This window comes from Colwellia sp. MB3u-4, assembly GCF_014077065.1.
In the GTDB taxonomy this organism is placed as follows: Bacteria; Pseudomonadota; Gammaproteobacteria; order Enterobacterales; family Alteromonadaceae; genus Cognaticolwellia.
Map to the genome: position 1 here is coordinate 13,402 of NZ_JACGVE010000069.1, position 19,948 is coordinate 33,349.

General features: G+C 38.2%; 19 protein-coding genes. 13 read left to right on the top strand and 6 right to left on the bottom strand.

What is annotated here, in order from left to right; all coding sequences use genetic code 11:
* Window positions 1-138 precede the first annotated feature (138 nt).
* The 6 genes from H4J61_RS04760 (at window position 139) to H4J61_RS04780 (ending at window position 5,312) form a co-directional block, all read left to right on the top strand.
* Window positions 139-918 (top strand): SapC family protein, encoded by a 780-nt coding sequence (locus tag H4J61_RS04760; RefSeq protein ID WP_182137081.1) that lies wholly within the window; start codon window positions 139-141, stop codon window positions 916-918.
* A 411-nt stretch (window positions 919-1,329) separates the two neighbouring features.
* Entirely contained in the window at window positions 1,330-1,956 is a 627-nt protein-coding gene (locus tag H4J61_RS04765) for a YjaG family protein (RefSeq protein WP_220461188.1), read from the top strand.
* A gap of 158 nt (window positions 1,957-2,114) precedes the next feature.
* On the top strand, window positions 2,115-3,077 hold the full coding sequence (locus tag H4J61_RS04770) for an adenosylmethionine decarboxylase (RefSeq protein WP_182184131.1): 963 nt from the start codon (window positions 2,115-2,117) through the stop codon (window positions 3,075-3,077).
* 3 nt (window positions 3,078-3,080) lie between these two features.
* Window positions 3,081-3,272: a hypothetical protein gene (locus H4J61_RS17770; protein WP_259363104.1), complete on the top strand. Its 192-nt coding sequence runs from the start codon at window positions 3,081-3,083 to the stop codon at window positions 3,270-3,272.
* Window positions 3,273-3,407: 135 nt separating this feature from the next.
* A complete protein-coding gene (locus H4J61_RS17775; protein ID WP_220461190.1) occupies window positions 3,408-3,545 on the top strand; it encodes a hypothetical protein in 138 nt (45 codons plus the stop codon).
* Window positions 3,546-3,719: 174 nt separating this feature from the next.
* The gene (locus H4J61_RS04780; RefSeq protein ID WP_182184133.1) at window positions 3,720-5,312 is read left to right on the top strand and encodes a serine hydrolase; all 1,593 of its coding nucleotides are present in this window, start codon (window positions 3,720-3,722) and stop codon (window positions 5,310-5,312) included.
* A gap of 112 nt (window positions 5,313-5,424) precedes the next feature.
* Here the strand turns inward: H4J61_RS04780 and rsmD are convergent, their stop codons facing one another.
* Window positions 5,425-6,015, bottom strand: coding sequence for a 16S rRNA (guanine(966)-N(2))-methyltransferase RsmD (rsmD, locus tag H4J61_RS04785; RefSeq protein WP_182137084.1), 591 nt, complete (start codon window positions 6,013-6,015; stop codon window positions 5,425-5,427).
* Between the two features lie 175 nt (window positions 6,016-6,190).
* On the opposite strand from rsmD, the gene ftsY reads away from it, so the two are divergent.
* The 6 genes from ftsY (at window position 6,191) to H4J61_RS04815 (ending at window position 13,867) form a co-directional block, all read left to right on the top strand.
* Window positions 6,191-7,375, top strand: coding sequence for a signal recognition particle-docking protein FtsY (gene ftsY, locus H4J61_RS04790; protein ID WP_182184136.1), 1,185 nt, complete (start codon window positions 6,191-6,193; stop codon window positions 7,373-7,375).
* Between the two features lie 11 nt (window positions 7,376-7,386).
* Complete coding sequence (gene ftsE / locus H4J61_RS04795; RefSeq protein WP_182137086.1) at window positions 7,387-8,088, top strand: cell division ATP-binding protein FtsE; 702 nt, start codon at window positions 7,387-7,389, stop codon at window positions 8,086-8,088.
* Window positions 8,078-9,055 carry a permease-like cell division protein FtsX gene (ftsX, locus tag H4J61_RS04800; RefSeq protein WP_182137087.1) on the top strand — a complete coding sequence of 326 codons (978 nt, stop codon included), beginning with the start codon at window positions 8,078-8,080 and terminating at the stop codon, window positions 9,053-9,055. The genes ftsE and ftsX overlap by 11 nt, the downstream gene beginning before the upstream one ends.
* A 278-nt stretch (window positions 9,056-9,333) precedes the next feature.
* The gene (gene rpoH, locus H4J61_RS04805) at window positions 9,334-10,197 is read left to right on the top strand and encodes an RNA polymerase sigma factor RpoH (protein WP_182137088.1); all 864 of its coding nucleotides are present in this window, start codon (window positions 9,334-9,336) and stop codon (window positions 10,195-10,197) included.
* A 337-nt stretch (window positions 10,198-10,534) separates the two neighbouring features.
* On the top strand, window positions 10,535-13,042 hold the full coding sequence (locus H4J61_RS04810) for a TonB-dependent siderophore receptor (protein WP_182184138.1): 2,508 nt from the start codon (window positions 10,535-10,537) through the stop codon (window positions 13,040-13,042).
* A gap of 411 nt (window positions 13,043-13,453) precedes the next feature.
* Window positions 13,454-13,867, top strand: a complete 414-nt coding sequence (locus tag H4J61_RS04815) for a hypothetical protein (RefSeq protein WP_182137090.1) — start codon at window positions 13,454-13,456, stop codon at window positions 13,865-13,867.
* Between the two features lie 602 nt (window positions 13,868-14,469).
* Here the strand turns inward: H4J61_RS04815 and H4J61_RS04820 are convergent.
* Together H4J61_RS04820 and H4J61_RS04825 are read right to left on the bottom strand one after the other, a co-directional pair.
* Complete coding sequence (locus tag H4J61_RS04820) at window positions 14,470-14,766, bottom strand: type II toxin-antitoxin system RelE/ParE family toxin (RefSeq protein WP_182184141.1); 297 nt, start codon at window positions 14,764-14,766, stop codon at window positions 14,470-14,472.
* A gap of 2 nt (window positions 14,767-14,768) precedes the next feature.
* On the bottom strand, window positions 14,769-15,035 hold the full coding sequence (locus tag H4J61_RS04825) for a type II toxin-antitoxin system Phd/YefM family antitoxin (protein WP_182184143.1): 267 nt from the start codon (window positions 15,033-15,035) through the stop codon (window positions 14,769-14,771).
* 368 nt (window positions 15,036-15,403) lie between these two features.
* On the opposite strand from H4J61_RS04825, the gene H4J61_RS04830 reads away from it, so the two are divergent.
* On the top strand, window positions 15,404-15,538 hold the full coding sequence (locus tag H4J61_RS04830) for a YMGG-like glycine zipper-containing protein (RefSeq protein ID WP_182184145.1): 135 nt from the start codon (window positions 15,404-15,406) through the stop codon (window positions 15,536-15,538).
* A gap of 558 nt (window positions 15,539-16,096) precedes the next feature.
* On the opposite strand, the gene pgi is transcribed toward H4J61_RS04830, so the two are convergent.
* The 3 genes from pgi to H4J61_RS04845 are packed head-to-tail and all read right to left on the bottom strand — an operon-like array spanning window position 16,097 to window position 19,939.
* A complete protein-coding gene (gene pgi / locus H4J61_RS04835; protein ID WP_182184147.1) occupies window positions 16,097-17,755 on the bottom strand; it encodes a glucose-6-phosphate isomerase in 1,659 nt (552 codons plus the stop codon).
* Window positions 17,756-17,771: 16 nt separating this feature from the next.
* A complete protein-coding gene (locus tag H4J61_RS04840; protein WP_182184150.1) occupies window positions 17,772-18,947 on the bottom strand; it encodes an AGE family epimerase/isomerase in 1,176 nt (391 codons plus the stop codon).
* 11 nt (window positions 18,948-18,958) lie between these two features.
* Window positions 18,959-19,939: a carbohydrate kinase gene (locus H4J61_RS04845; protein WP_182184152.1), complete on the bottom strand. Its 981-nt coding sequence runs from the start codon at window positions 19,937-19,939 to the stop codon at window positions 18,959-18,961.
* Between the last annotated feature and the right edge of the window lie 9 nt (window positions 19,940-19,948).

Sequence of the window (19,948 nt, forward strand, 5' to 3'; positions counted from 1 at the left end):
TAAGTGTAATCAAAATTAACTCCAGCTAATTTTGATTATACCATTGAAAGCGTTATTAGGTGTCTCCATAACTAATAGCAACGAAGAAGTGTCAAAAACGACAACGCTTAAAATACGCAGTAAAAAGAGAACTTATTCATGGCTAACATTACTCCGATTAAAAAAGAAACTCATCAGAAAATTAAAATCGCTGCCAAGCGCGATTTATCAAATGTATCTAATCAACATATTGCACCAATCACCGCTCCTGAGTATTCTCAAGCAGCAACCAGCTACCCTATTGTACTTGTTAAAGATCAAGGTACAGAGCGCTACCGTAGTGTGGTAATGCTAGGTTTAGAAGCGAATGAAAACTTATATTATAAAGAAGACTCTTGGAATGCAGTTTATGTTCCGCAAAGTATTTCAATGGCACCTTTTTCTTTAGGTTTAGACCCAGAAAAAGAGAAAACATTAACGGCTTGTGTTGATTTAGACAGCAAGTTTGTTGGTGAAGATAAAGACCATGAATTATTTGATGCTGAAGGCAAAGACACTGAGTTTTTTCAAGGTGTACAAGATTCACTAGGTCGTTTATACGATAATGAAGTGATGAACGAGAAATTCATTAAAGAATTGCTTGATAATGACTTATTGTTAGAACTTGAACTTAATATTAATTTTGCCTCAGGTGAAAGTAAAAAACTTGTTGGTTTATATAATATTAATGATAAAAAAGTTCAAGAATTAAGTGATGACAAAGTTTTAGATTTCCATAAGCGTGGTTTATTCGTGCCAATTTACGCTATGTTAGGTTCAATTGGTCAAATTAATCGTCTAGCACAATTACGTAACCAGAGTGAATCTACCGCTAAAGTAAATGCTATTCGCTTTACACCAGCTACTGCTGAAGCTGCTGAAACTGTAGCTGAAAAGTAATAGCGCAGTAAGTTACCCTTAAAAAAGGACCGTTTGGTCCTTTTTTTTCGAGTGAAATTTAGCTTTTTAAGCCAAAATTTTTCTCAAGGCAGATAGTGAAAAACCAGCAACAATAAAGCCTAACCACCAAAACACTGAATTTAACGTTTGTACTAGCAGCTGGCAGCAAGAAAATAAAGACAAACAAGAAGTGGAATATAACAAAACACGCGAAACCATAAAGTATCTTGGTGATGAAAATACTGAGCTAAACCTGAAACTTGAACAACAAGTTAATGCGCTTAAAGATAAATGAACCGAGTATCGCTTAGGCTTTGATTATGCACAGAAGCAGTTAACAAAATTCAGTAAATAAACTGCTAATTTCGTTGGGATCCTTATATACTAACAGCCAACTTTTTAGCATTGAAAATGAGATTTTACGTGGCGATTAACCTACCTTTTAGCAAATTAAGTCAATGGCAGCAGGTGGCATTTAGTGCTGCATTACTTGAGCGCATGTTACCTAATTATCAAATGTTTGCTGAACATGTTGAGTTTGGTGACTTTAAGGTCTTGAGAAATCAACTTGATCTTATCTGGCAATGGTTAGATAAAGCTAACCGTTGCAAAATTAACTATGATGCCCAAATTGCTAAACTTGAAGAGCAAGTACCTGATCCCGATGATTTTGATTTTTTAGGTGTTTTTCCAGCCTTAGATAGTGCCATGGCATTAATGTCGTTATTTCAAGGCATGCAAGACCTAGAAAGTGATAGCTTGAGCAATATCAGTAAATTGTCAGAAAATAGTGTCAGTTACTATGTTGAGTTGAGCTTAGCTCAGCAAATTGATGAAATAACTCCTGATGAAGAAGAGATAGTGATCTCAGCGCAACAAATTGCTGAACATCCATTAATGCAGTGGGAAATAGCCACGCAAAATGAGCTATTTGAATTTTTAACCACGGCTAGCGAAAACAAAGCCAGTTGTCTGCAGGCAAAAGCTATGGTGCTAGAAGAAGGTTTATCCAATTTAGGCATAGACATTAACGCTTAACTTTTAGTGGTTAATTAAGCCCAATAATTAAGCCCAATTTAAGTTGATGTTAAGCTCGTAACCTTTTTTTGTAAAATAGTGTGCTGTTTTTGCGATAGAATTTGGCAACTTAATATGGCGCCATCAGCGATTGCTGTTATGACGTTGAGGATATGTTTTTGTTTTTTGAAGGTTCAGAAAAAAAAGCTCAAATTGTGGTTAAAGACAAGCAACTTTCGCTACTTGATGATATTACCGATGACTTTTGGACCGCGTTTGTTCAATGTTGTAATGCGCAAATTTTGTCGTCAATTCGTAATGATGACTGTAAAGCTTTTTTGTTATCAGAGTCGAGCTTATTTGTTTGGCACGATAGGTTATTAATTTTGACCTGTGGCAATACACGATTAGTACATTCGGTCGAATTTTTTATCCAGCACATCGGCATGGATAAAATTAAGCAGGTTATTTATCAACGTAAAAATGAATATTTTTCCCATGCTCAGCCAAGTAGTTTTGGTGACGACATTAAGTTGCTCGGGCAATATGTTACGGGTAAAGCCTATCGTTTTGGTGAGTTGGACAGCCATCATAACTATATTTTTCATCAGGATAACAGTTTTCAAGCCGATAAATTAGATAAAACCTATGAACTGCTTGCATATCAAATTAGCGATCGAGCTTCTGAAAAGCTGACCACAGTGGGTTTAACAGCACAGGAAATTCGTCAATTTTTACAATTAGACAAATTCTTTGCTGACTTTACCTTGGATGATTTTGTTTTTGATCCCTTTGGTTACTCTGTTAATGCGATTAAAGGGAAAGAATATCTCACTATTCATGTTACGCCTCAAGCTAACAGTAGTTACGTCAGTATTGAAGCCAATATTAATTTAATAAAAATAGCGGCTGATTTTTTAGCGATACTAGCACCAAAGTCGTTTGATTTACTGAGCTTTAATGACTTTGACTTTGCTAACTTAACCAATGAATTTATTCCAAAAGATTATGTGAGTAAATCCTTAGTAAGCGAGCATTTAAGCAATAATTATTTCGTTTGTTTTGCTAACTATATATTACCGCAGCAAAAATTTATGCAAGCAACGGTGCTTGATTTAGCAGGAGAAAACCATGCACTGTGATTTTTGTGTAGCAGAAAAATTTCAAGATTTTTAGGTTTAAAATTTAAAGTAAAAAAAGTGCTTTTTTCAGGAAAAAGTGAATTTACAACGCTTGATGTGGTTGCAACTAAAGGCCATGGCAACATGTTACTCAAGGATGGTTTAATTATGGTGACCGAACGTGATGAGTTTGCTTACCATGGTATGCGATGGTAGGCCATGGATATTCAGCGAGCACTTTTAAAAGTGCTCAATACGGTATTTACACAAAGTTATTTGTATTCATTTAGTAAGTTAACTTACCCTGGTGGTTTGTGAAGCTTTACTTTTGCCAGTAAAAAATATCACCCCGTGCATGACTTTGACAAGCAACCTGTTGCAGCAAGTGGCCTAGATTTTCATTATTATAACCAAGCTTTACACAGCGCCGCGTTTGCCTTAGCTAACTTTGTTAAAAAAGCTTTAGCGGGTTTAATCAATAATAGTTAACTGTTACTTCTCCTTATACGTCATAATTTTATATCAAATTATGACGTTATCAAACTAGTGTTGCAGCCATCATTTGTTCAGTCTGTATCCTTTTGCGATGAATGCTACTATGAATGAAAGACCACCACTTCGTTAGCGTTATGACAACGAACAACAATAAAAATAGGACGGTAAATGAAATTACCTTATGTATGGTTATGGGTTAGCGCACTACTTTGTTCTCCCTTGGGTTTTGCTGAAGCTGCAGATCAAACTGTCAGTGGCAAGGTCGCTAATATTGAGTTGTCAGTCAGTAAGGCCATGGCAGCATTTCAAGTGCCCGGCATTGCTGTGGCAATTATTAAAGATAACGAAGTTGTGCTCAGTAAAGGCTTTGGTGTGCTTCAGCAGGGCAGTAAAGAAAAAGTGACTGCCGATACCTTATTTGGCATTGCCTCAAATACGAAAGCCATGACAGTGGCATTGTTAGCGGCTTTAGTAGACGAAGGGAAATTGACTTGGAAAACTAAAGTTATTGATATCATTCCAGCGTTTCAACTACCCGATGCCTATGTCACGCGAGAATTCACTATTATTGATTTATTGTCGCATAACAGTGGCTTAGGCTTAGGTGCTGGCGACTTAATGATCTGGCCAGAAACCACGTTAAGCAATCAAGACGTTATTAAAGGTTTAAAATATTTACCCCAAGTGTCGAGCTTTCGCAGTGAATTTGCTTACGACAATCTAATGTATATTATTGCGGGTGAGATTATTGCCAAACTCACAGGTAAACCTTGGCAAGAGGTTATTCAAAACCGTATTTTTGAGCCATTAGGCATGGATAATACCCGCGCAACTTTCTCTTTAATCCCTAAAAGCAATCAAAATGTGGCTCGCGCTCATGTGTTATTAGATGATGAGTTGCATATTGTTGGTGGAAATTTTTTAGAGAGATTTTCATCAGCAGGCTCGGTTGCATCCAGTGTTAATGATATGGCGTTATGGCTTAAAGCTCAGCTTAATCTTGGACAATATGGTGTTGATGGCGATAAAGCGTTAAGGCTTTTTAGTGAACAGCAAAGTCGTGAAATGTGGCAAGCACGTACGCTTTTATCGGTTTCACCACAAGCTAGTGAGCAAGATAAAACGCATTTTTATGCTTATGCCTTAGGTTGGTTTGTTAAAGATTATCATGGCGTAAAAGTCGTACAACATACCGGCGGCATATTAGGCATGGTGTCAAAAGTGGTGATGGTACCAGAAGAAAATTTAGCCATGGTTATTTTAACCAATCAACAATCAGGTTTTGCTTTTAATGCTTTATCTCAACAAATTTTGACTGAATATCTTCAACTACCCGAAAAAGATTGGGTTGCGCATTATGCTAGATTGCAGCAAAAAGATAATGCCAACAAAAAAGCACAGTTAGCAAAAGTGGCTGCAGCCGCTGATAAAAGCTCAACACCTTCTTTACCGTTAGCAAGTTATGCGCAAAGTTATGTGGATGATTGGTATGGTGAAATAACCATTAGCTTAGAAAATAACCATTTAGTTATGCAGTTTGCTAATACCCCGGCACTGCATGGCACCTTAGCGCATTATCAGCACAATACTTTTATTGTACGTTGGGACGATCGAACTTTAGAAGCCGATGCTTATGTGAACTTTAATTTAAACCCCGATGGCAGTATTAGCTATGTCAGTATGAAAGCAGTGTCTTGGGCGACAGATTTTAGTTTTGATTTTCATGACCTAAAGTTGTGGCCTAAATCTGCGGGTAAATAGGATGAGTGACGAATAAAAAAAGCGCCTGATGGCGCTTTTTTAGCACATTTCACTAAACTTAACTTAATTTAACTTGGGGTAAATAAGGCTAATGCTTAGGTATTCATTGGCCTTACTCTGAACCATTTTGGTAGAGTCGATAGATGACTTGGCCAGCCACCTTTTCTTTTAAAAGTTGCCAATGGCTTGGCATTATTTGTAGGTTATCGTCAGCTTCCATTTCAACATAGATCAATGCCTCGTCAGTTAAACCTTTTTCGACTAATAACTCAGCGGCTTTTTGCGCTAGGCCTTTTCTAAAAGGTGGATCAATAAACACTAACGAATAAGCTTGTTGGTTACTGTGCAAAAAGTTTAAGGCATTTTGCTGTATTACTCGGATATTACTGGCCTTGAGTAACGCTTTATTATCGTTTAATTGCTGAGCCGCTGATTTATTCAACTCAACTAAAATTGCTGAACTTGCGCCGCGAGATATGGCTTCAAAACCCAGCCCACCAGAGCCGGCAAAGCAATCTAAGCAATTAGCGTCTTGAATATAAGGCATGAGCCAATTAAAAACCGTTTCTTTGACACGATCGGTAGTTGGCCGCAAACCATCGGCCATTAATACGGGTAATTTTCGACCACGATGTTGGCCTGCAATAATGCGAATATGGCCTTTTGGGGCGCTTTTTTCTGATTGTTTTTTGACTTTGCTCATAACTTAAACAGCTTTTGTTTTTTGTCGGCAGGTTAGGTGATACTATATCGACAATTTTATCCTTGTTTACCCGCGAATAGCAATTAATCTAATGAATTGTTCAAGTTAGAACATGTCTTAGATAGATGGTTTTAGTAGTAAACCTCTACATCAAATTAATATTGTAAATACATTTATGTCAAAGAAAAAAGGTATGTTCTCCTGGTTAGGTCTGGGGAAAAAACAGCAAGAAGACGCGGCCTCAGTTGTTGAAAATGCTATTGACGAGACTGAGCAAGTAGCGGCCTCTGAAGAGCATTTAACCACTGATGCGATGAGTCATGAAGAAAAAGTGACTCAAAATAATCAGCAAACACCGGCAAAAGAGCTTGCAATCGACAATGCCATTATTGAAGACTTACCTGCAGAGCCAGAGCCAGAGCCAGAGCCCAAAGTTGGCTTTTTTGCCCGCTTAAAGCAGGGCTTATCTAAAACACGGCAAAATTTAGGTGGTGGGCTTTTCAGTTTATTTAGCGGTAAAAAAATTGATGAAGCGTTATTTGAAGAACTCGAAACCCATTTGTTGCTAGCCGATGTAGGTGTTGAAACCACGACAAAAATTATTACAGCGTTAACAGAATCTGCATCGCGTCAGCAACTAAAAAATGCTGAAGCTTTATATGATTTATTAAAAGCTGAGCTGAAAAAAATTATTGAACCTGTTACCCAGCCCCTAGTGATCCCTTCATCTAATAGCCCTTATGTTATTTTAATGGTCGGCGTTAACGGGGTAGGTAAAACCACCACTATTGGTAAATTAGCTAAGCAATTTCAGGCCGAAGGCAAGTCGGTTATGTTGGCAGCAGGAGACACGTTCCGTGCTGCGGCCGTTGAACAATTACAAGTATGGGGTGATCGAAATGATGTGCCGGTCATTGCTCAACATACAGGTGCTGATAGTGCTTCGGTTATTTTTGATGCTATCAGTTCCGCTAAAGCGCGTGGTGTTGACGTGTTAATAGCCGACACAGCTGGGCGCTTACAAAATAAAAGCCATTTGATGGAAGAGCTGAAAAAAGTGGTACGAGTCATGAAAAAACTCGATGTTAATGCCCCCCATGAGGTAATGTTAACCCTAGATGCGGGTACCGGACAAAATGCCTTAAGCCAAACTAAACTTTTTAACGAAGCTGTGGGTTTAACTGGATTAGTATTAACAAAACTTGATGGTACTGCAAAGGGTGGTGTTGTTTTTGCTGTGGCAGATAAGCATGCTATTCCCATTCGCTATTTAGGTGTTGGTGAAAGTATTGATGATTTACGGCCATTTAATGGTAATGACTTTATTGACGCCTTGTTCACACGCGAAACACAAGAGTAATAAGACTTGATATGATCCGATTTAATAACGTTAGTAAAACCTACCCAGGAGGATTTTTAGCACTTAAAAAAGTGAGTTTCACTATTGCTCCTGGCGAAATGGCGTTTTTAACGGGTCACTCTGGCGCTGGTAAGAGTACTTTATTAAAACTCATGAGTGTGATGGAAAAGCCGACGGTTGGCAGTATTGAGATCAATGGTACTGAATTGTCTACCATTAAGTATGCACAAGTCCCTTATGTACGCCGTGGTATTGGTATGATTTTTCAGAGCCATAATTTGTTACCCGACCGCACTGTCTTTGATAACGTTGCTTTGCCTTTGATTATTGAGGGCTATAGCCACAAAGAAACTCGTAAGCGTGTTGAAGCGGCACTTGATAAAGTGCATTTAACCAGTAAATTAAAGTGCTTTCCTAATATGCTTTCGGGTGGTGAACAGCAACGTGTCGGCATTGCTCGGGCGATTGTTAATAAGCCACCCATATTACTAGCAGATGAACCTACGGGTAATTTAGACCCTAAGCTTTCATTAGATATTATTCGATTATTTGAAGAGTTTAATGATATGGGCATCAGTGTGTTAATTGCGACTCATGATTTAGGGTTAATTGCCCGCATGAGGTATCGCACACTGACTTTAAAGCAAGGTCATATGATCACCGACGGTATTGTTGATGGTTTACAAACGATAAGTGAACGTAATGGCAGCTAATGATACTCGCCACAATAATAGCCAGCATTTAAACTGGACTGGACGCATTACTGCCAGAGTTTTACGGCATTTGCAGCAAGCCATAGGGAGCTTAGGTGACTTGTGGCGCACACCCTTTACTTCGGTGATGACCGTACTTGTTTTAGGTATTAGTTTAACCTTGCCTGCTACCTTACATTTGTTTGTAAAAAATACCCAAACGGTGACCGAACAGTGGAATTCTGCCTCAGAAATCACCTTGTTTTTGCAGCTATCAACCTCAGACAAAGTCGCACAAAATCTTGTGCAACGTATTCAGCTTTACCCTGAAGTAGCCAATGTTATCTATATTTCTGCTGAGCAGGCATTAACTGAGTTTAAAGTGAATTCTGGTTTTGGCCAAGCATTAGAATATTTAGATGAAAACCCATTACCGGCAACCTTATTGGTAACGCCAACTCAACGTTTTAGCCAAGCACAAGCCGCCCGTGAGTTATTACTTAAATTAGAACAAGAGCGCGCTGTTGATCAAGGTAAACTGGATTTGGAATGGCTGACTCGATTACAGGCCATAGCAGCTTTGATAGAAGACGTTGTTATCGGTATCGCCATATTATTGTGTTTATCTGTAGTATTAATTATTGGCAATACCATTCGATTGGCCATACTTAACCAAAAAGATGCGATTGCTGTGATGAAATTAGTCGGCGCGACAGATGACTTTATTCAGCGGCCATTTTTATATGCTGGCATTTGGTATGGGTTACTTGGTGGTTTTGTGGCGAGTATTTGTGTCGCTATTTTAGCCAGCTATATTTCTGGCGCTTTACGCCAGTTAACCGATCTGTATCAAAGCCAATTCGTTTTGTCAGGCTTATCATTTAACGAATTAGCGATATTACAACTCACGGCAATTGGCTTAGGTTTATTAGGCAGTTTCATTTCTGTACGCCAACATATCCGAGCAATTGAGCCAACCGCAGATTAATGTCCTCTGTTTGTAGTTGCCTTTTTTACTCACCATCACCTTGTAACTTATACTAATTTTTATCTTGGTGACAAAGTTTAACAAATTATTCATGAAAAAATTGACAGAGAGTATTGTTTCACTCTGTCTTCTAAGCTAGTGTTAGTTCATTAAAATCATGTTGATCTTTCATGCACCCTGCGCCGTATTATTTTTATTTACCACTAAAATGAGGATCTTGAGGTGGTTTGGGTATTTATGTTATTATCATCGACCAGATTAGATAGAGGAGTTATTAAATGAGTGAAGCAATGCAATCAATGGCGTTAACTGTGCCCAAAAGTGGCAGCATTGAGGCATACGTGCAATCAGCATATAGCATTCCAATGCTAACAGCTGAAAAGGAACGTGAATTAGCAACTCGTTTATATTCTGAAAATGATTTAAAAGCGGCGCAAGAGTTAATTATGTCGCACCTTCGTTTTGTTATTCATGTTGCTAAAGGCTATGCCGGCTACGGTTTACCACAAGCTGACTTGATTCAGGAAGGTAACATAGGTTTAATGAAAGCCGTTAAACGCTTTAATCCAGAAGTGGGTGTGCGCCTAGTATCATTTGCTGTGCATTGGATCAAAGCTGAAATTCATGAATTTGTGCTAAAAAATTGGCGTATCGTTAAAGTTGCCACGACCAAGGCACAACGAAAATTATTTTTTAACCTACGCAAAAATAAAAAGCGTTTAGGTTGGTTTAGTCACGATGAAGTCCATAATGTTGCTGAAACCTTAGGTGTAACCCCCAAAGATGTTTTGGAAATGGAATCTCGGATGAGTAATCAAGATCAAGCATTCGAATTATCAACTGATGATGATGATAATGCTAGCGCCAGTACTTATTCTCCAGCGCAATATTTAGAAGATAAACAATCTGATCTTGCTACTGAAGTAGAAGATTCGAATTGGGAGCAGCACGCCAATAAAAGGCTAAGTAATGCTTTAGTCGGTCTTGACGAACGAAGCCAAGATATTATTCGTACTCGTTGGTTACATGACGAAAAAACTACCTTACAAGAGTTAGCGAATAAATATGAAATATCAGCAGAGCGCGTTCGACAATTAGAGAAAAATGCCTTAGCAAAGTTAAAAGGTGCCATGGCAGCCTAGTGCTAAAAAACATAATTTAAACCGGCTTTCTGCCGGTTTTTTTATGTGTAAAATAAACTGCCTGTCTTGGTTACATGGCTGTAAAGCATGATAATAGAAAACTCTTTATAGCGAAAATAAAATTATTGTGATTATAAAACAAACACTTAAATCTAGGTTAAGGGTTAATTCTTAACATAAAGTAACATGATCGAAATAAAAGTTACAAAACTCTAACGTTACATTACAACTCTTCAACATTAAATAACAAACCTCACTGAACTTTTGTCGCAAAATTGCTCTAGGCGATAAAACGCCGCTTTATAAAAAAGCTAATCATCGATGTTTGGAGAATTTAATGTATTCGGAAAAATTTTTAAGCCATGCTATTCGCGTTGCTTTACTCGCAGGTACAACCAGCTCTTTAGTTGTTGCTGGTCAGGTCAGTGCTGCAGAAGAGCAAATGGCAAGTGTTGAACGTATCCAGGTAACAGGCTCACGTATTAACCGTACTGATATTGAAACAGCCAGCCCAATAACAGTAATATCGTCAGAATTTATTGCCCAAAGTGGTTACACCTCAGTAGCAGAAATATTATCAGCACAGCCTACTGCTGCAGGCATGAGTTTAGGTGCTACCACTAATAACGGCTCAGGCGGCACGGCAACAGTAAATTTACGTGGTATGGGTGTTGAACGCACTTTAGTACTATTAAATGGTCGCCGTATGGTGTCATCAGGCACAGGTGCTGATGCAGCCGTAGACTTGAATACCATACCCGTTGCCATGATCAAAAATATTGAAATTCTTAAAGATGGTGCGTCTGCTGTTTATGGTTCTGATGCCATTGCCGGTGTAGTTAATATTATTACTAAAAAAAACTTCGTTGGTACTGAGTTAACTGTTGAAGGCAGCCAAACTGATAAAGGTGACGCTACCAGTAAAGGTATTAGTATTTTACATGGCGTAGAGCTAGCTAACAGTAATTTAGTTTTAGGTTTACAGTATTCTGACCGTGGTGAAATTATTCAATCTGACCGTGACTTTGTTGAACCGGGTGCATCGTCATTTATTCCGCAAGGTTCTTTAGCGGGTCTAGTTGCAGATGCATCAGGTGGTTTTAAGTCAAGAGACACCTCATACGACTATACTGTTGATAGTTACGCACAAACACCTAATGAACTATTAAGCTTTTTTACAGCTTACAATACTGAGCTAGATTCAGATACTGAGCTCAATGTTGATTTAATGTATACACGCCGTGAATCTAATCAGCAATTAGCACCACAGCCAGCGAACTTAGATTTAGTCACCAATAAGTTGAATTCTATACATATTGACAACATTCAAGATGTTTTTGATGAACTTAATTCAGCTATCGATGATCCCGATGATCACCATATTATTGATGATAAAGTAAATTACCGACGTCGTATGATTGACGCGGGTCCACGTATTTACTCACAAAAAACTGATACTTATCGCGCGTCAATTGGCCTTAAAGGCTATTTAGAAAATGATGCTATGTGGGATGTTTCGGCAACATACGGTCGAAATGACTCGAAAGACAGTGTTCAAAATTCGATTCATGCCGGTAATATGGCAACCAGTATCTACCAAGACCAAAGCACTTGGTTCAGTGGCGAAGCATTTGATAAAAGTGTCTTAGTGTCTGAAGGCATTATATACAATGAGGAAAACGAAGGCGGCAATGAGCAATTCACTTTAGCTGCCGGTTATAGCGGCGTAACTGAAAGCGATATTGGTTATGCGCTGGGTTTTGAAACCCGTCATGAAAGTGGTTACTATACTCCTGATGAAGTCACTCAAAAAGGTGAAAGTACCGCAGCACAGCAATTTGCTACTGACGGTAACTATTCTGTGCAATCAGTTTACGGTGAAGTCTCAGTGCCAGTCACAGACGAGTTAACCTTTGAAGCCGCTTCGCGTTACGACCAGTATTCTACTTTTGGTGGTGAGATAACGTGGAAACTAGGTGCTACGTACCGAGTGAATGATTCTTTTATGGTGCGTTCAGTAGCCGCTACAGGATTTAGAGCACCGAGTGTAAGTGAATTATACGGTGGTGACAGCGGCTCTTATGACTACTTGAGTGACCCATGGGATAATGAGTTAGATCCACAAATTAAAGTCAATTACACCAGTGATGAAGACTTACAGCCGGAAGAAAGTGAGTCATTTACTTTTGGTGCTGTGTTGGAGTTAGCTGACAATCTTTCTACGACAATAGATTACTGGGCATTTGATATTACCAATGCCATTAGCCGCGTTGATGTTCAACAAGAATTGAATGCCTGCTTTAACGGTGCTCAAGCTTCATGTACAGCGGTAAATATTACGGCTGGTGGTGACTTATCTGACCTAAGCGCTCAATTAACCAATATTGGCTCGCAAAAAACTTCAGGTGTTGATTGGAATGTCAGCTATAGCCATGACTTGTTTAAAGTTACTTTTGATACCACGTACTTAATTGAATTTGAACAAGACGACATAGACTACACCGGCACTATCGATGGCAATATTGGTGGTTATGCTGATATTAAGTCTAACTTATCGGTTTCTGGCTATGTCACTGAAGATTTAACCGTACTTTATAGTGCGCAGTTTATTCGTGGCATGGATGGTGAATATTACGGTGAGCAATTTGCCACTGATAATATTATCTACCATAACGTTTCTGCCTCATACTATATTAATGACCAATGGGCTGTTAATGGCGGCGTTAAAAACCTTTTTGATACTGAACCTGAGACAGTACTTGGCGGTAATGATATGGGCACAGTACCCAGTATCTATGATGTGGTAGGTCGAAACATGTTCATTAGTACCTCTTATAACTTTTAACTAACTCAAAGCCTAGGTTAATGACTTGGGTTATCTTAAAAAAGCGATGGCATAACCATCGCTTTTTTTATGTTATAGCTGATCAAGTAGTCTTCAATATTTTGGATCTATTGATGCTGGTTAATTAATGGCAAGCTTAAAAATAACGCTCACTATCAACACAGATTTAAGGTTATCTGCTTAGTTATTACGGATAGTCAATCTGGCTATTCTTTATTTTTATTATCTAGGATAACTACTGCCACTAAACAGTCTACAATAACCGGCTTTTTTGTTTCAATATTAGGTCAGCAAAGTGGCATTTCTACCCTTAACAATCATTTCAAAAAACTTTGAATTCCAAAAGTCATAGTTGACTTTATTAAGTTGACAACCCCATACTTTGCTAAAGGTAACGAAGGAATACCCATAATGGAAACTTCACCGCAAAGTTATGAAATTATAGTTGATGGTAACATCGTTAATGTTAAAACTTTTGGCCCTTTTAACCAAGATAGTGCACAGACTTATCAACACGATATGCAAAATGTAATCAAACAGCTAAAAGGTAAATCCTGGGCAACCTTAGTTACCTATCAAGATAGTGGTATTTTTACCTCGGAAGCTGAAATAGTACTAACGGAATTAACCGTGTACAGGGCTAAGTTTGGCATGGTTGCCAACGCAAGTGTATTTTACAATAGTAAAGTCACCGATATACAACAGATGCAATTGTCACGGATTTATGAAGCAGCAAAAATACCTTTTCATGTTTTCAGTGAAATCGATAGTGCAAAAAATTGGTTAAACTATTTTTTGGAACACAGCGCACTAAAAAAATGGTAAAGGTCTAGCAATCAACACCTAGCGTGATTAATGGATTCGATTACTCCAGTCAAGAGATATTAAGCTGGTGTTTGAGTAGTTATCGATACAAAAACCAAACCCAATTCAAATCTGGTTAGTAGATGCTAATGTTCGCAGTGTGCCAAAAATGAATGTTCAGATACGAGTCGCCAGCGGCAGCAATAAGCTGTGAGCTGACATTAGCCAGAAATACTTACTAATGTCGTCTATGCACTTTTCTGACGTTTTTCATCTTGCTCTATATTTTACTTTTCAGTAAAAAAGCACAGGAAATAGACAGTAAATTCCAAAGTCAGCTTCAAATACTCACAGAATATGCACAGGAGCGAATGATACCAAGGGAAGTCTGTAGTTTAGAAAAAGGCTGAAAGTCTTGCTTTGAAGGGGAAGAGAATGGGGTGGCTAAAGGGACTTGAACCTTCGACAACCGGAATCACAATCACGTTGTCGGTATAAGATTTACTTAGTTTAACGTGTATCAGGCTAGATACTATGGGTGTTGTTCATGTCATTACTTGGAGTTAAACGTAATTTATTACCCTTACATACTCACAGATCGATACCAGAGCATTATTTTTCACTCAATAATCCAACGGTAAAGGCATTAATCTTTCGCTTCGCCAGACTCTAATAATTTGAATGCTTATGTCATTTAATACATACACAGTACGAAAAGGCGGGTGAATTAATTCTCTAATTGATGACATGCAAAATTCAGGAACTTGTCTGCCAATTTTCGGATTATCGGGTAATTGTTCTATATGGCTTATTATGTCTAAAATAAAATTATTACCAATATCTGGAACATGCTGCTCATCATAATATGTCTTGATATCTTCTAGATCACAAATAGCAGATTCTGCAAATTCAATTTTCACAACTACAAACCTAACCTTGCTTTTACATCACTGATATCCGATTTATCTCCTTCTTTAATATCAAGCATGCCTTTGGCAACAGCTTTTATGAAAGCAAGCTCTTCGATACTTTTTTCATATTCGTCTAAGCCTTGAACTACAGCAATACCTCGTCCACGACTAGTGACTAGTATTGGTCTATGAGAATCTTTAGCATGATTAACTATCTTACCTGGATTAATTTTAAGATCCGATAAGGGCACGACATCTTCTGAGAATTTTGGTTGCATTCGAATATCCCAATAACTATGTTTATTAACACCAGTTTATAGCACCTGTTAATATTTATCCATGTAAGCTTGGTAATAAAAGCTGTAAAAAAAATTATTTAGAACAGTACGCCCAATGGCATCATGCCCTTATCGTTAAATTTAAAATAATTATGGTAGTTATTAATTTTGACTCACCTTATTTGGAGCAAATAACCCTTTTATAAACAGGGGGCTAGCTAAAGCAAATACACCATCAAAACTCAGTGGACATTACACCATTAAATTTAAAGTGTAATGACTTACTTAACTCAAACACCCTTGACCGTCAGACGAATTAAATATACGGCTGTCAGTATGAACTACAAAAAATGAAGGAAAATAATTGAATGAGTAACAACTTTTCAGATAGTGCTATGAAAGGGGCAACGACTGGTGCATTGATAGGCGCACGATTTGGCCCGCAAGGCATAGTAATTGGTGCAGCCATTGGTGGTATTGTTGGTTTTATCTTGGATGATTAATTAAATAAAAAATGCAGGCTAACTTTATTAGTTAGCCAATTATCACAAATGGGCATGTTGGGCGTTTGGAAGTTATGTTTTATAAAAGTTTTAATCCTTCTTTTTTTACATTCGTAACGATCACTTATGCCACTTTCCTGACATTTTTATTAATAAAGAATCGTCCTTAAAACAGTCCGCAAAGATACGAATATAGTTCTCCACAGATATAAAAACGCATTAATTTGACTATAAGTATTACCAATTAATCGAATAATCTGACTGGCAAAAATGCCACCAAAGCGGTCGTTCATCATCAAATTATTAATGCTAACTTTGTGCGCAAAGCGGAATAAAAATTTTAAAATTGTTTGTTTTGGTCGAGGTCAACTGTACACCCGTTAGTTGACCTAAGACATTCGACAGCAGAATTGAAAACCATTATGTAAGCGGACAATTCTAAAAATCGGTTTGAGATTAATTTCATGATCAAAAAAGCAAAATACAGTTATTGAATGAGAACATTATCTATGACCGCTGCAAGCTCATTCCTGTCCTACAACAGTCTTTTCTATTCGATTACTTTGCCGAACAATAATATTCAAGTAAGCCTTTGGTTGAACTATCATGGCTCTTGTTAATATCGCCGCTTGTTAGCTCTTTCACAATGGCGTTAGCTAAGCCTTTACCCAACTCAACGCCCCATTGATCAAAAGAACAAACCTGTAAAATAATGCCTTGAACAAATATTTTATGTTCATATAAGGCGATTAAACTGCCTAACGATTTAGGCGATATTCGCTTCATTAACAAGGTATTAGTCGGCCTGTTTCCTTTATGTACTTTATGAGGTGCTACTTTGTCAATATAGGCTTGTGGTCGCCCAGATCTTTTAAGATCCTCTCTAACTTGTTGCTCATTCACGCCAGACATTAATGCTTGAGTTTGAGCAAAAAAGTTGGCCATTAATGTTTCATGGTGTCCTTGAACGGGCGTCACACTTTCTACAGAACCAATAAAATCAGCAGGTACAATATTATTACTTTGATGTAAATATTGATAAAAAGCATGTTGACCATTTATACCTAGCTCACCCCATATAGAAGGAACCGTGGGGTAATCAATTTCATGACCATCCCAAGTGACCGACTTACCATTACTTTCCATTTCGGCCTGTTGCATATAAGCCGATAGCATGTGTAATGATTGATCGTAAGGTAGTATAGCTTGAGATTGTGCGCCTAAAAACGTGCAATTCCAGACGCTTAATAAGGCCAAAATAACTGGCGCATTTTCTGCTAAAGGTGCTTCACGAAAGTGGGTGTCTACCTCATACGCACCTTCTAAGAGTTCGATGAATTTTTCAAAACCGATATCCAATGCGATAGGTAAACCAATGGCTGACCATAATGAAAATCGCCCTCCAACCCAATCCCATATATCAAAAATATTATTCTCATCAATGCCAAAGGCCATGGCATTAGTTTTATTCGAACTAACAGCAACAAAATGTTTTGATACGGCTTTGTAATCAAAAGAGGAAGACGTTAACCAATTTAGCGCAGTGGTTGCATTTGTCATTGTTTCTGTGGTGGTAAAAGTTTTGCTTGAAATGATAAATAATACCCGCTCAGGTTTTAATGGACGTAAAACCTCGGCAATCTGCGTACCATCTACATTTGAAACATAATGAACATTCACACTATCATCGCTGTATTGTTTCAATGCTTCAGTAACCATTTGCGGTCCAAGATTCGAACCACCCACCCCAATATTTACAATATCTGTGATGCGTTTTCCTGAGTAACCTAGCCATTTTCCTTGCCGTACTTTATCGGTAAAAGCTTTCATTTTACTCAATGACACTTCAACATCGTCGGTAATGTTTTTTCCATCTAACATTATCGCTTGTTGACTTCTATTGCGTAAAGCCGTGTGTAAAACCGCACGATCTTCTGTGCGATTAATACGCTCTCCCGCGAACATTTTATCGCGCCAAGACTCAACTTCGCAATCTTTTGCCAAAGCAATTAATTTAGCTAAGGTTTCATCGGTAATAAGATTTTTTGAATAATCAAGTAGCATTGCTGGCAATTGAACCGAAAATTTCTCAAAGCGATCTTTGTCTGCATTAAACAAGTCGTTCATATGCTGAGTTTTCATTTCCTTGGCATGTTCAACCAAAGATTTCCAGCTTTCGAGTAAAACTCGATTGGCAGGCAAGTTATTTGTATTCATAAGAAAAACCTATCTATTAAAGCGAAAATGTTCGTAACGTTTCTAAACAAGCACCTAACGAGTGATAATCACACTTGGCACCCGCACTGCTTTTTTCGTTCGAGTATTTTTGATTACTGCGATTGAGTAACCTAAACCATGCACCGTGTTGATGATCAATCATGTGCTGCCAACTGTATTGCCAAAGATTATTGTAATGCGTTAAATAAGCTTCATCTTTGGTGGTTTGATACAACATAGCGGCGGCAGCAAAACTTTCTGCTTGCACCCAAAAATACTTATCATCGTCACACCATTTACCTTGGGGATCAAAACCATAAATAAGGCCACCGTGTGTTTTATCCCAAGCAAGTTCCATCGCTCGATCAAATAAGCTTTTAGCCGCTTTAACTAACCAATCAGCGGGACGATGGCGATGAAGCATTAATAACAGTTTGGTCCATTCTGTTTGATGTCCAGGCTGAAATCCCCAAGGCCGATATAAATTTTTAGGGTCATTTTTATTATATTCCCAGTCAGGTAAGAAGTTTGTTTGATAATGCTCCCAAATCAAACCATCTGTATGGCTGGCTTGACGTTGAACAATATTTTCAGCAATCAAAAATGCTCTGTCTAAAAACATCATCTCGTTGGTGGCTTCATAAGCCGCTATCATCGCTTCGCACAAATGCATATTGGCATTTTGGCCACGATAATCACTTAAAACACCCTCGACATTAATTTCATCCGCGTACAAACCAAACTCTGGCTGCCAAAAACGTTTTTCAAGTAGGTCATAGGTGGCAATAAGTGGCGTATTAGCACTAATAATGTCGGCTTTTTTGGCGGCCGCATAAGCCAATAACACAAAGGCATAACCATAAGCCTGTTGCGTCATATCTACCGCTTGGTGATTTTCGAGGGTCCAGGCATAGGTTTGGGTGTTTTCTTGCCAATGAACCTGCTCTAAATAATTAAGACCATGTTTGGCTATTTCACGATACTCGGGTTTATTTAAAGCGATACTCGCCATGGCATAATTGACGATGATGCGTGTGCTACTCACTAATTGGCGAAAGCCGGCATTAAATGTTTTACCATCATCATAAAAATTTTGAAAATAACCGCCCGTTTTGTCTACAACACGTGGATCATAAAAATCTAGAATAGATTGACTATGGTTTGTTAAAAATTCAGCATTATAAAAATTCATTGGTAACCTCTCTAAAGTTGTTCCGTTTGCACATTTTGCCAATGTGAACTGACATCGGCAAACGTAGGTAATGCAGGAAATGCTCCTTGTTGAGCAACCGCGTGAGCACCACAATGTGCTGAAAATGATATCAATGGCACAAATAATTTTGCTTGAGACAGAAATTTCTTAGGTTGACTCACTTGGCTTAAGCCAAATAAAAATGCACCAATAAAGGCATCTCCGCCAGCAGTGGTATCAATAGCGTTGACGGTTGGAGGAACAACCTGACTTGATTCATTCGCGCAATAATAATGAATAATGTCTGCACCGTCAGTGACTAAAATTAATGAAACACCATTGTGAATCAAATTATTGATATATGTTTGTTCATCACCTTCAGCAAGATAAAGCAGTTCATCTTTAGAATACTTTAATACGTCAACTTGCTTGGCCAGTTTATTTACTTCTATTCTTTCAACAACGCCTTCAGGCCATAAATTAGCTCTTAAATTTACATCAAAGCTAATAGTAGCTCCTTTTAACTTTGCCAATGACAAAGCATATTGGGTTGTGTCAGCAATATTTTTTTGCGTTAATGTATTACTGCAAAAATGAAATATCGACGCTGGAGTGAACCAGTCTTGCCCTACCTGAGTTTTATCAAATAACAAGTCAGCCGTTTGATCACGATAAAAAGAAAAGCTTCGCTCGCCAACACTATCTAACATAACAAAAGCCAAGGCCGTTTTAGCCTGTGGATGACGACTCATTAATCTAGTATCTACTTGATAAACCTCAAGTGCATTTTGTAAAAAATCCCCGAAGGAGTCTTTACCTACTTGACCCGCAAATAATGCTTTACCACCAAGTTTGGCAATGGCTACCGCAACATTTGCAGGCGCTCCGCCCGGATATTGGCGAAACTCATTTAATAATAACGGTTGTTCATCAAGTTCATTGATCATTAAAAAGTCAATCAATGCCTCACCAAAACAAATTACTGGATTCATTTTATTCTC

What these genes read in the sequence shown, in the direction of transcription:
- H4J61_RS04760 (WP_182137081.1), top strand. Translation starts at nt 139, where the DNA reads ATGGCTAACATTACTCCGATTAAAAAAGAAACTCATCAGAAAATTAAA.
- H4J61_RS04765 (WP_220461188.1), top strand. Translation starts at nt 1,330, where the DNA reads ATGAGATTTTACGTGGCGATTAACCTACCTTTTAGCAAATTAAGTCAA.
- H4J61_RS04780 (WP_182184133.1), top strand. Translation starts at nt 3,720, where the DNA reads ATGAAATTACCTTATGTATGGTTATGGGTTAGCGCACTACTTTGTTCT.
- rsmD (WP_182137084.1), bottom strand. Translation starts at nt 6,015, where the DNA reads ATGAGCAAAGTCAAAAAACAATCAGAAAAAAGCGCCCCAAAAGGCCAT.
- ftsY (WP_182184136.1), top strand. Translation starts at nt 6,191, where the DNA reads ATGTCAAAGAAAAAAGGTATGTTCTCCTGGTTAGGTCTGGGGAAAAAA.
- ftsE (WP_182137086.1), top strand. Translation starts at nt 7,387, where the DNA reads ATGATCCGATTTAATAACGTTAGTAAAACCTACCCAGGAGGATTTTTA.
- ftsX (WP_182137087.1), top strand. Translation starts at nt 8,078, where the DNA reads ATGGCAGCTAATGATACTCGCCACAATAATAGCCAGCATTTAAACTGG.
- rpoH (WP_182137088.1), top strand. Translation starts at nt 9,334, where the DNA reads ATGAGTGAAGCAATGCAATCAATGGCGTTAACTGTGCCCAAAAGTGGC.
- H4J61_RS04810 (WP_182184138.1), top strand. Translation starts at nt 10,535, where the DNA reads ATGTATTCGGAAAAATTTTTAAGCCATGCTATTCGCGTTGCTTTACTC.
- H4J61_RS04815 (WP_182137090.1), top strand. Translation starts at nt 13,454, where the DNA reads ATGGAAACTTCACCGCAAAGTTATGAAATTATAGTTGATGGTAACATC.
- H4J61_RS04825 (WP_182184143.1), bottom strand. Translation starts at nt 15,035, where the DNA reads ATGCAACCAAAATTCTCAGAAGATGTCGTGCCCTTATCGGATCTTAAA.
- H4J61_RS04830 (WP_182184145.1), top strand. Translation starts at nt 15,404, where the DNA reads ATGAGTAACAACTTTTCAGATAGTGCTATGAAAGGGGCAACGACTGGT.
- pgi (WP_182184147.1), bottom strand. Translation starts at nt 17,755, where the DNA reads ATGAATACAAATAACTTGCCTGCCAATCGAGTTTTACTCGAAAGCTGG.
- H4J61_RS04840 (WP_182184150.1), bottom strand. Translation starts at nt 18,947, where the DNA reads ATGAATTTTTATAATGCTGAATTTTTAACAAACCATAGTCAATCTATT.
- H4J61_RS04845 (WP_182184152.1), bottom strand. Translation starts at nt 19,939, where the DNA reads ATGAATCCAGTAATTTGTTTTGGTGAGGCATTGATTGACTTTTTAATG.